The 12,010-nt window shown below is 73.5% G+C and carries 10 protein-coding genes; 8 read left to right on the forward strand and 2 right to left on the reverse strand.

From position 1 onward, the window contains the following. Positions 1 to 95 precede the first annotated feature (95 nt). Both Acit_RS02725 and acs read left to right on the forward strand, forming a co-directional pair. Complete coding sequence (locus tag Acit_RS02725; protein ID WP_248105442.1) at positions 96 to 728, forward strand: acetate uptake transporter; 633 nt, start codon at positions 96 to 98, stop codon at positions 726 to 728. 63 nt (positions 729 to 791) lie between these two features. Then, a complete protein-coding gene (gene acs / locus Acit_RS02730; RefSeq protein ID WP_248105444.1) occupies positions 792 to 2,780 on the forward strand; it encodes an acetate--CoA ligase in 1,989 nt (662 codons plus the stop codon). A 49-nt stretch (positions 2,781 to 2,829) separates the two neighbouring features. Here acs and Acit_RS02735 read toward each other — a convergent pair whose 3' ends face one another. After that, positions 2,830 to 3,309: a MarR family winged helix-turn-helix transcriptional regulator gene (locus tag Acit_RS02735; RefSeq protein ID WP_248105446.1), complete on the reverse strand. Its 480-nt coding sequence runs from the start codon at positions 3,307 to 3,309 to the stop codon at positions 2,830 to 2,832. 92 nt (positions 3,310 to 3,401) lie between these two features. Beyond that, the gene (locus Acit_RS02740; RefSeq protein ID WP_248105449.1) at positions 3,402 to 4,271 is read right to left on the reverse strand and encodes a prolipoprotein diacylglyceryl transferase; all 870 of its coding nucleotides are present in this window, start codon (positions 4,269 to 4,271) and stop codon (positions 3,402 to 3,404) included. 145 nt (positions 4,272 to 4,416) lie between these two features. Between Acit_RS02740 and Acit_RS02745 the strand changes: the two genes are divergently transcribed. The 6 genes from Acit_RS02745 (at position 4,417) to Acit_RS02770 (ending at position 11,981) form a co-directional block, all read left to right on the forward strand. Beyond that, entirely contained in the window at positions 4,417 to 5,280 is an 864-nt protein-coding gene (locus Acit_RS02745; protein ID WP_248105452.1) for an SDR family NAD(P)-dependent oxidoreductase, read from the forward strand. A 35-nt stretch (positions 5,281 to 5,315) separates the two neighbouring features. After that, positions 5,316 to 5,996, forward strand: coding sequence for a hypothetical protein (locus Acit_RS02750; RefSeq protein WP_248105454.1), 681 nt, complete (start codon positions 5,316 to 5,318; stop codon positions 5,994 to 5,996). Between the two features lie 1,299 nt (positions 5,997 to 7,295). Next, complete coding sequence (locus Acit_RS02755; protein WP_248105456.1) at positions 7,296 to 8,939, forward strand: hypothetical protein; 1,644 nt, start codon at positions 7,296 to 7,298, stop codon at positions 8,937 to 8,939. Between the two features lie 204 nt (positions 8,940 to 9,143). Further along, positions 9,144 to 10,304, forward strand: a complete 1,161-nt coding sequence (locus tag Acit_RS02760; RefSeq protein WP_248105458.1) for a hypothetical protein — start codon at positions 9,144 to 9,146, stop codon at positions 10,302 to 10,304. Next, the gene (locus tag Acit_RS02765) at positions 10,301 to 11,290 is read left to right on the forward strand and encodes a hypothetical protein (protein ID WP_248105460.1); all 990 of its coding nucleotides are present in this window, start codon (positions 10,301 to 10,303) and stop codon (positions 11,288 to 11,290) included. The genes Acit_RS02760 and Acit_RS02765 overlap by 4 nt, the downstream gene beginning before the upstream one ends. Before the next feature lie 10 nt (positions 11,291 to 11,300). After that, on the forward strand, positions 11,301 to 11,981 hold the full coding sequence (locus Acit_RS02770) for a dienelactone hydrolase family protein (protein ID WP_248105462.1): 681 nt from the start codon (positions 11,301 to 11,303) through the stop codon (positions 11,979 to 11,981). Positions 11,982 to 12,010: the final 29 nt, after the last annotated feature.

Genomic DNA, 12,010 nt, shown 5'->3' on the forward strand with positions numbered 1-12,010 from the left:
GCGGACGACCGGTCCACCATGAGGGCGCCGAAGCACGCGCTGCTCGGGTCCGGGGAGGGCATGGGAGAGCGGCGCCCGAACGAAGGGGAGGGGACATGGCATCGGTCATGGACGTCGGCAGCCAACGGGAAGCGCAGCCCACGGCGATCACCGCCTTGCCGCCGCCGGCGGACCCGGCGCCACTGGGGCTGGCGGCCTTCGCGCTCACGACCTTCCTGTTGTCGGCCAAGAACGCCGGCTGGACGAACGGGACGGACGCCTGGTTGGGCTACGCCCTGGCCTACGGCGGGCTCTGCCAGCTGCTGGCCGGCATGTGGGAGTTCCGGAACCGCAACGTCTTCGGTTCGACCGCCTTCTCGACCTACGGCGGGTTCTGGATCGGGCTCGGCATCTACGTCCTGGTGGTCATCCCGGCGGACAAGGCGACCCCGGCGCAGATCGACAACGACCTGGCGTGGATCCTGCTGGCCTTCCTGCTCTTCAACACCTACATGCTCCTGTGGAGCCTGTTCGTGAACAAGGCGGTCTTCGCGGTGTTCCTGACCTTGGAGATCACCGAGGTGCTCCTCGTGATCGGCAACTTCGAGGCCCAGACGAACATCGTGAAGGCGGGGGGCATCGTGGGGGTCATCACGGCGGTGGTCGCCTGGTACACCTCGTCGGCCGGGGTCATCAACGGCATGACCGGTCGGGTGCTCGCCCCGGTCGGCAAGCCCATGTTGCAGTGAGCCCGCCCTTTCGGGGGGTTGAGCGCGAAGATCGGTGAGGACGACGAGGGGAGGAGTGGCACCATGGCCGACGAGACCGTCCCTGGAGGGGAGTCCCTCGCAGCTCTGCTGCACGAGCAGCGGCGCTTCGAGCCGCCGGCGGCATTCGCCGCCCAGGCGAACGCCCAGCCGGGGATCTACGAGGAAGCCGCTGCGGACCGGCTGCGTTTCTGGGAGCAGCAGGCGGAGCGCCTCGAATGGGGCCAGCGCTGGGAGCGGGTCCTGGACTGGGAGCTGCCCTTCGCGAAGTGGTTCGTGGGCGGCAAGCTGAACGTGTCGGTGAACTGCGTGGACCGCCACGTGGCCGCTGGTCTGGGCGAGCGAGTGGCGGTCCACTGGGAGGGCGAGCCGGGGGACACCCGGACCATCACCTACGCCGACCTCCAGCGCATGGTTTGCCAGGCGGCGAACGCCCTCGAGTCCCTCGGGGTGCGGGCCGGGGACACGGTGGCCATCTACATGCCGATGCTCCCCGAGACGGTGGCCGCCATGCTGGCCTGCGCCCGCATCGGCGCCCCCCACACGGTGGTCTTCGGGGGCTTCTCGGCCGAGGCCCTGGCGGGACGGATCCAGGACTGCGACGCCCGGGTGGTGATCACCGCCGACGGCGGGTACCGCCGGGGGGCGCCCTCGGGACTGAAGCCTGCGGTCGACGAAGCCCTCCAGAGCTGCCCGAACGTCCGCTCGGTGCTCGTGGTGCGCCGGACCGGGCAGGACGTCGCCTGGCAGGAAGGGCGGGACGTGTGGTGGCACGACCTGGTGGAGCGCCAGCCCACCACCCACGAGGCCCAGCTCTTCGACGCCGAGCACCCCCTCTACATCATGTACACCTCGGGGACCACCGCGAAGCCGAAGGGGATCCTGCACACCTCGGGCGGTTACCTGACCCACGTGAGCGCCACCCACCGGCTGGTGTTCGACATCAAGCCGGACCGGGACGTGTTCTGGACCGCAGCGGACATCGGCTGGGTGACGGGCCACAGCTACATCGTCTACGGGCCCTTGGCCAACGGGACCACCTCGGTCATGTACGAGGGCACCCCCGACACCCCGACCCGGGACCGCTGGTGGCAGATCGTCGAGCGGTACAAGGTGACGATCCTCTACACCGCACCGACCACCATCCGGACCTTCATGAAGTGGGGCGAGCAGTACCTGGAGGGGCACGACCTCTCCTCGCTCCGCCTCCTCGGATCGGTCGGGGAGCCCATCAACCCCGAGGCCTGGATGTGGTACCGGCGCCACGTGGGGGGCGACCGGTGCCCCATCGTGGACACCTGGTGGCAGACCGAGACCGGCGGGATCATGATCTCGCCCCTGCCGGGCATCACGGCCACGAAGCCGGGAGCGGCCATGCGGCCCCTGCCGGGCATCTCGGCCGACGTGGTCGACGACCAGGGACGCTCGGTGGGCAACGGGCAGGGCGGCTACCTCGTCCTGACCGAGCCCTGGCCGGGCATGCTCCGGGGGATCTGGGGCGACCCCGAGCGGTACCGCCAGACCTACTGGAGCCGGTTCCCCAACTGGTACTTCGCCGGGGACGGGGCCAAGCGGGACGAGGACGGCGACATCTGGCTGCTGGGCCGGGTGGACGACGTCATGAACGTCTCGGGGCACCGGATCTCGACCACCGAGGTCGAGCACGCCCTGGTGGGGCACCCGGCGGTGGCCGAGGCCGCGGTGGTCGGGGCCTCGGACCCGACCACCGGGCAGGCCATCGTGGCCTTCGTGACCGTGAAGGGCGAGGCCGCGGACGACCCCTCGGCGGGGGCCGTCCTGGTCGGCGAGCTCAGGAACCACGTCGCCAAGGAGATCGGGCCGATCGCGAAGCCCCGGCAGATCATCCTCACCCCGGAGCTGCCCAAGACCCGCTCGGGCAAGATCATGCGCCGCCTGCTGCGGGACGTCGCCGAGCACCGGGAGCTGGGGGACGTGACCACCCTGCTGGATCCCACCGTGGTGAACATGATCGGGGAGAAACTGGCCCAGACCCCGCCGAACGAGCAGGAGTGAGCCCGCAGCAGCAGGCGAGGCCGGGGCAGCCGGACCGGTCGGGGAGGGCTCAGGCCGTCTCCGAGCAGCAGGCACGGGTGTCCCCGGCCTCGCCCCGCTCCGGGGTCGCCAGGCCGGCCAGGACCTCGTCCATGACGGCCTGGAGGGCGGCCAGCTGGTCGGGTCGGAGACGGTCGACCAGGTAGCGACGGACCTGCTCGACGTGCCAGGGAGCGGCCTCGGCGAGTCGGGCCTGCCCGGCCGGCGTCAAGGCGGCGTACGTGCCGCGACGATCCTCCGGGCAGCGCTGGCGTTCCACCAGGCCCCGCCGAACCAGGCTGTCGAGCCGCCGGGTGAGGCCGCTCGGGGACAAGATGATGCGCTCGGCCAGCTCGTGGAGGCGGAGGCGGGCCTCAGGAGCCTCGGCGAGGGTCACCAGCACGCCGTAGTCCACCAGCCGCAGGCCGGTGGTGGCGTGCAGCTCGTCGTCCAGGCGGGCGAGCAGGCGGCTGGTGCCGGCCAACAAGGATCGCCAGGCCTGCAGCTCCACCGGGCTGAGCCAGCGAGGCGCCGGTGCCGGCTCGGCGGGGCCAGGCGAGGTCGAGGGTCGGGACCGGTCGGGGCCACCGGCCGAGGGCCTGCTCACCGAGTGGCGGCCTCACCGCCCAAGGGCACCGTCGAGGGCGCCGGCTCGGTCCCCTCGGCGGCCTGCTCGCCGCTCGGGACGGTCGGCAGCGGCGCCGGGGCGGTGGGCAGGCGACGCCGGTTGAGCCAGAGGGCCACGGCGGCCAACAGGCCCGCGCCGCAGAGGGCCAGGCCGGTGTCCTGGACCAGGGCCGAGCCCAGGTGGCCGGGGTAGCTCAGCCAGAGGTGCTCCTCGAGGTACCGGGCCAGCCCCCAGAGGCAGGCGGTGACCGCCAGCACGAACCCCTTGGGCCGCTCCGTCAGGTGGCGTTCGATCCAGAGCAGGACCACGAAGATGACGAAGCTGTCGAAGGCCTGGAAGATCGGCACCGGGAGCCGCTTGCCGACCTGGTCGGCGTAGTACATGCCGAACCATGCGGTCGTCGGGTGGCCGCCGCCCCGCACCATGAGCTGGGGCCCGAGCAGCCGGCCGAGGGCCCAGCCGGCCATGAGGACCGGGGAGACGAGGTCCAAGGCGTCGATCAGGTGGAGCTCAGGACAGCGCCGATGGGCCACCACCAGACCGGTGGGGATGGCGAAGAGCAGACCGCCGAAGGAGGAGAGCCCACCCTGCCAGATGGCGAAGACCTGGACGGGGTCGGGCGCGTAGGCCGACCAGTTCGAGACCACGTGCATGAACCGGGCCCCGACCACGGCGGCCACGATGATCCAGACGAAGGCCCCGGTCAGCCAGCTCGTGGGGTAGCCCCACTTGCGCAGCCGCCGGTCGAAGTAGCGGTAGGCGACCCAGAAGGTGATGGCCAGCCCGATCCCGTAGGTGTGGATCTGGAGCTTCCAGATGTGGAAGACGACAGGGATCGGTTTCACCGTCCCCCAATCTACTGGCTGGCGGTTCTTCGGCTCGGGCGGCCAGGCGGCAGTGGTCCTGGCGGCCGGCCGGTCCTCGCCCTAGGGTCGCCGGGTAGGCCCGGGGGCGCGCCCCGGTGACGGGCCCGAGCCGGGAGGAGCGAGCATGGCAGAGGGTGCAAGGACCCCGAGCGTGGAGGAGCCCGAGGACGAGCTGCTGCCACCCCTGGGCGTGGCCCTTGGGGCCCTGGAGGGTCGGCTGGCGGTGGTGACCGGGGCGGCGTCGGGCATCGGGCGGGCCACGGCCGAGCTGGTGGTCGGCGCCGGTGGTCGGCTCCTCGGGGTCGACCGCGAACGAGAGGGCCTGGTGCGGCTGCGGGACGAGCTGGGTGCTGCGGTGGTGGTGGCGGACGTCGCCCAGGAGGGCAGCTGGCCGGCCCTGCGGGCGGCGGCCGAACGGGCCGGTGGCCTGGGCCTGGTGCACCTGAACGCCGGGGTGGCCTGCGGGGTGGAGGACCTCGCCGCCCTGCCGGTCGACCAGTACCGGCGGGTCCTCGGCGTCAACCTCGACCAGGTGGTCTTCGGGCTCGGCGCCCTCGGGCCCCTGCTGGCCGCCCAGGGCGGGGGGGCCGTGGTGGCCACGGCTTCCCTCGCTGGCCTGGTCCCCCTGCCCGGCGACCCCATCTACACGGCCACGAAGCACGCGGTCGTGGGGCTGGTCCGGGCGGTGGCCCCGTCGATGGCCGAACGGGGGGTCCGGGTCCACGCCGTCTGCCCCGGCATGGTCGACACGCCCCTCCTCGGCCCCGAGGTCCGGCGCATGCTGGCCGAGGCCCACTTCCCGCTGATCGACGCCCGGGCGGTGGCCGAGGCCGTGGTGCGGGTGGCGGCGGCCGACGCCGTCGGGCAAGCCGTGGTGGTCCAGGCCGGCCGGCCCCCCGTCCCCTTCCGGTTCCGGCGACCCCCCGGTCCCCGGACGCCTGGGGCCGAAGGGGCGGTGCCCCCCGGGCGCCTGGGGGACCCGGGCTGAGGTCCACCAGCGCCAGGGGTCGCTAGCCTGCCCTCGTGCACCCCATCGAGCAGCTGCGGTGGGTGGCTCGGGCCGAGTGGGCACCGGCGCCGGAGGTGGCCGCCGAGGCAGCCTGGTCGCTCGGGGCGCTGGCCCGAAGCGAGCCCTGGGCGCTCCTGCCGGCGTGCCGGCGGCTCCTCGAGCGCCGACCTTCGTGCGCCGCCCTGTGGTGGGTGGCGGCCGAGGTGCTCGGCGCCCCCGACCCTGCCGCGGCCGCCGAGCGCTGCGCGACGCTGCTCGAGGAGGATCCGAGCCGGGCGCAGCTCGGGGTCGCCCTCGCCGAGGATCAGCGGGCGGTCGCCCGGGGCGCGACGGTCGAGGAGCTGGCGCGAGCCGAGCTGGTCGTCGTGCCGGTCGAGGCCCTCGGCCCCGAGGGCTTCCTGGTGGACGCCGACGGCGCCGCGCTCCTCGCCGGGGCCCGGGAGCTCGGGCCGGCGATCTGGTTGGTGGCCGGAGTGGGGACGGTGCTGCCCCCCAGCCTCTTCGCGGCGCTCCGCCGTCGCCTGCCCCCGGGGCGAGGCCTGGAGCCCCTCGAGGGGGTGGAGGCGGTGGTCTGCCCCTTCGGTCGCCTGCCCCTGGCGGCCGTCTTCGCCCGGGTCAGCTGCCCGGAACCCCCCGAGCTCACCGGCTGGGCGGACGTCTGGGGGACGCCAGAGGCCCACCGGCCCGGACGCTGAGGACCAGCCGGAGAGCCCGCGGCGGCTGCTGGCCGGCTGCCGGGAGGAGCAGCTCGCCGCCCAGCTCGAAGCGACCGTCGCCGCCGCCAGCGGGGGCGACGGCCACGACGGCTGGTCGCCCTCGGCGAAGCGGACCAGGGGCACCAGCCCTGACCTCGTCGGGGCGCCCACCCGCCGCGCGAGGGGGGGCGGGCACCAGGACCGCGGGACCGGTCGCCTCCCCACGCAGACGAGCGACCAGCGTCCAACCGCTCAGGGTGCCCTGGGCGTCGAGCACCATGATCGACGGAAGCGAGCCCACCAGGGCCGACCCGGCCCGGTGGAGCGGAACGACGACCGTCCTCGGGAACACCTCCGGCCCGGGCCCCCCGACCACCCGCAGGTCGACCCGATCGGTCGCCTCGCCCGACGAGGGCAGAAGGCCTCGGCGGGACGTCGACGGGGCCGCAGCGGCCCAGGTGGGGTGGCGCCGCCCCGGGGTTGCGGCGGCGGGCGAGGGTGGGGCCTGCCGGCTCGTCAGGACCAGCGCCCCGGCCTCGAGCCCGAGGCCACCCAGGGCGAGCCCCGCCACGACCAGGCCACCGACCAGCCGTCTGGCGACCCGGCGCGCCCCTCCCGGCACCGGATCCGGCCCGGCGGTGGAAGGAGCGAGGCGGGAGGCCATGACCGGGCATCGGCCGGCAGGCGGCCACGGTGAAGGACAAGCGCCGCATCCACGATCTCGAGCTCGCCGAGCTCACCGATTCGACCGAACGGTCGTGACGCTGGGAACGTGCCAGGTCGCCTGGGGTCGTCGGTCGACCCGGGCAGCGGGGCAGCACCGACCCTTGACGGCTGCCTGCCGCCTTGTTACCGTTCCGTCAGTCACCACGGTGGCTCAACAACGAGCACGATACGTGGTGACACGGTGGTGTGGTGCCTGCCGGGGATGGGGGTCCAGATCACCGAACGTGCAGGGGGCTCGGTCCGGCGCTCCCAGCTTCGGAAGTCGTGGCGAGATCGGGGGGTGATGCCACGGCACGCGACGGCGTGCTGCCAGTGATCGGGCGGTGAGGGCGGCAGGAGCACGGTGCTCTGGCCGCACTGCCCGCCAAGGGGGGCGTCAAGCGGCCGCCGGTTTCCCGAGATCGCGCCTTGTGGGTGCCGGTCGCTGCTGATCGGTGGGAGAGCGAGCGCGTGGGATCACGCGCTGGGTTCGCCGCGCGTCGTCGTCCCCGAGGCGGCGCCGCCAGGGGAGAACTCGGGGAGGCCCGGCCCCATGGGAAGCCGACCTCCCCCGAACCGACCAAGGAGCGAGGAGTGCAACGACGAACGTACGGGCGCCGCGCCGCCCGCCTCGGCCTGGCTGCCGCCACGGTGGCAGGTCTCGCCGGTGCAGCCCTGGTGGCTGCCGGCGGCGGGGTGGCAGGCGCTGCGCAGTTCAACAACGGGTTCGACTGCTCGAGCAGTCTGAGCAGCACGAACAACATCTGTGTGGACGGCGGCACCAACGCCACCACGAGCAGCGGGGGGACCCTGACCGTCACCCCGGCTAGTTCCAGCATCGCCCCGTTGACCCTGAGCGGGGTCTACAACGACTTCCTGGGGTCGCTCAACACGAGCACCGGGGCGGTGAGCTTCCCGGCGAGCCAGGCCACCTGGGTCTCGACCCTGACCGGCTCGCTCTCGGGGGTGACCGCCACCATCCAGATCAGTGACGACGGGACGGTGACGGGCACCTACGACCCGAGCACAGGAGCGGTGACCGAGACCGGCAACCTGACCGTCACCCTGGACAACACGGCAGCGACCGGGGCCGCCGGGCTCTGCACCTACACCCAGCCCTTCGACGTGAGCGGCACCATCTCGGCGCCCACGCAGGTGAACCTCACCTACGCCGAGGCCCAGGGCACCGTGAGCCAGGCCTCGACGCCAGTGGCGCTCTCGTCGACGAACGGGTCCGGTGAGGGCTGCGCCTTGGCCGAGGCGGTGCTGGCTGGGGCGACCCAGACGTTGACCCTGCCGGTGACCGTCTTCGTCTACAGCCCCGTGAACCTGCCCACGCCGACCCTGACGGTCACCCCGACCTCGGGGAACCCGGGCACCACGGTCAGCTTCACCGGGACCGGGTACGAGCCCGACCAGACGGTGACGGTGGCCTTCACGACCCCGGCGTCGGGCCAGACGGTGGACTCGACCACGGTGACCTCGACGTCCTCGGGGGACATCAGCGGCACGATCGGCACGAGCAACGAGGCGACCGGGGTGAACCCCCTGGTGGCGAGCTACACCTATGACGGCATCACCCTCAGCGCCTCGGCGACCTACACCGTGACGGCGCCCTACACCTGCACGACCGACGGGACGACCGGCACGACGTCCTGCTCCATCAGCCAGGTGGCCACGGTGAGCGTCCAGGGGGCCGCCCTGACCATCACCGAGAACGCGGCGAGCGGGACGGCGAACACCCAGACCCAGGTGGTCCTCTCGAAGGTCACCTTGAACGGCAGCTGGCAGACCACCACGGGCACCTTGAACCCGGTGACCGTCGTGGACGCTCGGGGCACCCTGGCCGGCTGGACGGTCACCGGGCAGTTCACCGCCCGGTCCAAGACCGGCTACTGGGCCAGCAACCCGAACGGCAACCCCGGGGCGTTCGAGAACGAGACGCCGGTGGGCAACCCGCAGGACAACTACATCCGAGCCGACGAGTTCAGCTGGACGCCCTCGGCGGCGCCGGCGACCGAGACCTTCAACGGCCAGACGGTGCCTGAGGGTCGAGCGAACGAGGTGACGGCGGGTGCGGCGAGCAGCCTGTCGTCGAGCAGCCCGACCACCCTCTGCCAGGCGGCAGCCGGTGGTGGTGGCGGCACCTTCGTCTGCTCGGCACCGGTGTCCTTGAACGTGCCGCCCTGGGTGGCGGCGGGGACCTACGCCGCCACGCTGAACCTCGTGGTGGGCTGAGGTCCGAAGGACCGGCGGGAACCGAGGGTCGGCGCCCCATCCGCGTCGGCCCGGCAACGAGCACTGGCGGGGTCCGGCTGCCGCAGACGCGGTGGCCGGGCCCCGCCCTGCTCGGCAGGCCAGGCGGAGCGACCGGCGGCCAGGGGGTCGAGAGGCGGGGTGGCGGTGTCGGGCAGTCGATCGAGGTGACGGAGGACGAGGGTCGTGGGGCAACGGAGGGCAGCGCGCACGGTCCGGTGGCCGAGGGCGGCCGCCGGCCGCTGGACGAACGAGGGTCAAGACCAGCGGGCGGGGGATCGAGGGGACCGGGGCGGCTGGCTGGCCCGCGGGTGGCTGGTGGGCCTGCTCCTGCTGCTGGGGAGCCTCGGCGGGGTGCTGGGGTGGGCGGGCCCGGCCGGCGCGGCGACCGGGGGGCCGGGGCCGATCTCGTTCTCCTTCGGTCCTTACGCCTTGCCCGGGACCGCGCCGCGACCGGACTTCTCGTTCAGTTTGGAGCCGGGGACGGCCGTGGGGGACGCGTTGTTCCTGCAGAACCGCTCCTCGTTTCCCCAGACCTTCAAGCTCTACGCCACCGACGTCTACAACCAGCCCCGCGGCGGGGCTTTCGCGTACCGGGCCCCGGGCGGCCCCCAGGACGGTCCGGCGAGCTGGATCGACCTGGTGGTCCGCGGATCGGTGGTGGGCCCCGGGGGCTCGGTGGTCGTGCCCCCCGACACGGCGTGGCGGATTCCCTTCACGGTGACGGCTCCCTCGGGCACCGCCCCCGGCACGTACGCCGCTGGCATCGTGGCCCTGGACGTGACGACCATCGGGTCGCCGACGTCGAAGAACTTCCTGCAACTCCACGAGGGGATCGGGGCTCGGGTGTTCATGACCGTTCTGGGGCACCTGACCCACGCCGTTGCCGTCGGACGCGTCTGGGTGACCCCGAAGGGCGGTGGGCTGTGGCCCCTGGGGGCCAGCCGACGGGCCGAGGTCCACGTCCAGGTGGCGAACACCGGCAACAGCGTCATCGACGAGGTGACCCTCCGGACCTCCCTGGACCCTGCGGTGGGGGGCCGGGAGGAGCTCCGCACCCTGCACCTGGCGACCCTCCTGCCGGGCGCGACCGTGGTGCTGAGCGTGCCGGCCACCCTCCGGCCCATCGAAGGGCCGACAACCGTCAGCGCTCAAATCACGACGAACAGTGGGCTTCGGGCGAGCGGTGGGGGGTCGACCTGGTCGGTGCCCTGGGGACTGGGTCTCCTGGTCCTCGTGCTGCTGGCGGCCCTCGTCCTCCTGCGGCGTCGGCGGCGCCACGGCCGTCGTCGGGCGCGGCCCGCGCCGTCGAGGGAGCGGCAGCACCACGCGCCGGTCGCCCCATGAGGCCACGGTCCTGGGTCACGTCGGCGGCGGCGGTCCTGCTCGGTTCGCTGGCGTGGGCGGTCGGCCTGCTGGCGGTCCCGAGCCCGCCGAGCTGGGCTGGGGGGCGGGCGGCGTTGGTCGTCGAGCCCGCAACGGCGCTCCCGGGCCAGGTGCTGACCGTCACCGGGGTGGGCTTGCCGGGCAGCCGGGACGTCGTGGTGGCCCTCTGCGGGGACCTCGGGCTCGAAGGATCGGCTGACTGCGCGCTCGCCGGGGCCACCGGTGGGGCCACCTCCCCAAGCGGCGACCTGGTCGTCCAGCTGCGGGCCTCGGTGCCGCCGGCGCCGTGTCCCTGTGTGGTCGAGGCCACGGTGCAGGGAGCGGCCGTTCCCGGCGCCATCACCGCGCTCCGGCTCCTCGACGCGCCCAGCGCGCCGCTGCAGCGATCGGAGTCGACGAGTGGACCAGACGTGGCGCTCGTTGGGGCCCGGCTCCGCGGCCCGGTCGGTGGGCTGGCTGCGTGGGTCGGGCTCGGCGGTCGGGCGCTGGTCGAGCTGAGCGTCGTGAACCGGGGCAGCGTGCCCGTCGAGGTGGGCAGGCCAGCGGTGCGCCTCGGGGCCGGCCCGGGGACGGTGAGCGCCGTCGGGGCCGCGCCGATCGGCGTGCTGGCGCCGGGGAGCCGCCGGACGCTCACGGTGCCGGTCGAGCTGCCGGTCCCGAGCGTCGGCCGGGTGCACGGGACGATCGAGGTCGTGGCCGGCGGCACGATCCTTCGGGCCCGCTTGACCCGCTTCGTGCTGCCTCCGGGCACCCTGGCCGTCGCTGGCCTGGCCCTGCTCTTGGCGGCTGGCTTCCTGGCCCGTCGGCTCCGCCGAGCCCGGCCCGACCCGCGGGGGCAGGTCGACGTCGAGGCCGTGCTCGCTGGCGTGCTCGGCAGCTGGTCGGCGTGGGGCGAGACCGGTCCGAGTCCGGCACCCCCGGGCCCGGTGGCGACCCAGCGGCGCTAGCGTCGAGGCCATGGGCGAGATGATCGAGTTCCCGAGCAACGGTGGTCGCTGCCCCGGCTACCTCGCTGAGCCGGCCGGTGGACAGGGGCCCGGTGTGCTGGTCATCCAGGAGTGGTGGGGCCTGGTGCCCCATATCAAAGACGTCTGTGATCGCCTGGCTCGGGAGGGGTTCTGGGCGCTTGCGCCGGATCTCTACCACGGCAAGCAGGTGAGCGAGCCGGACGAGGCCGGGAAGGCCATGATGGCCATGCAGCTGGACCAGGCCGCCAAGGACATGTCGGGGGCGGCTGACGAGCTGCGTCGGCGCAGCGGCCGGGACCGGGTCGGCGTCGTGGGCTTCTGCATGGGCGGTGGGTTGGCGCTCGTGCTGGCGTGTCGCCGCCCTGACGCCATCGCCGCCTGCGTGCCCTTCTACGGCGTCATCCCCTGGCCGAACGCCACCCCGGACTACAGCCAGCTGAGCGGGGCGGTCCAGGGACACTTCGCCGAGCACGACGACTTCTTCCCCCCGGAGAAGGCCCGGGAGCTCGAGGCGGAGCTGCGTCGGCTGGGGAAGCAGGCCGAGATCTTCGTCTACGACGGGACCAGCCACGCGTTCTTCAACGACGACCGGCCCGAGGTGTACCACGAGCAGGCCGCGGCCCTCGCCTGGGGCCGGACCCTGGACTTCCTCCGGACCCAGCTGGCCTGAGGGGCCGGCGCTGCGGCGGACGAGGACGG

This window comes from Aciditerrimonas ferrireducens, from assembly GCF_023130475.1.
GTDB lineage: Bacteria > Actinomycetota > Acidimicrobiia > Acidimicrobiales > UBA8190 > Aciditerrimonas > Aciditerrimonas ferrireducens.

Coding starts and splice junctions, on each gene's coding strand:
- Acit_RS02765 (WP_248105460.1), top strand. CDS start 10,301: ATGAGGCCACGGTCCTGGGTCACGTCGGCGGCGGCGGTCCTGCTCGGT.
- acs (WP_248105444.1), top strand. CDS start 792: ATGGCCGACGAGACCGTCCCTGGAGGGGAGTCCCTCGCAGCTCTGCTG.
- Acit_RS02725 (WP_248105442.1), top strand. CDS start 96: ATGGCATCGGTCATGGACGTCGGCAGCCAACGGGAAGCGCAGCCCACG.
- Acit_RS02745 (WP_248105452.1), top strand. CDS start 4,417: ATGGCAGAGGGTGCAAGGACCCCGAGCGTGGAGGAGCCCGAGGACGAG.
- Acit_RS02770 (WP_248105462.1), top strand. CDS start 11,301: ATGGGCGAGATGATCGAGTTCCCGAGCAACGGTGGTCGCTGCCCCGGC.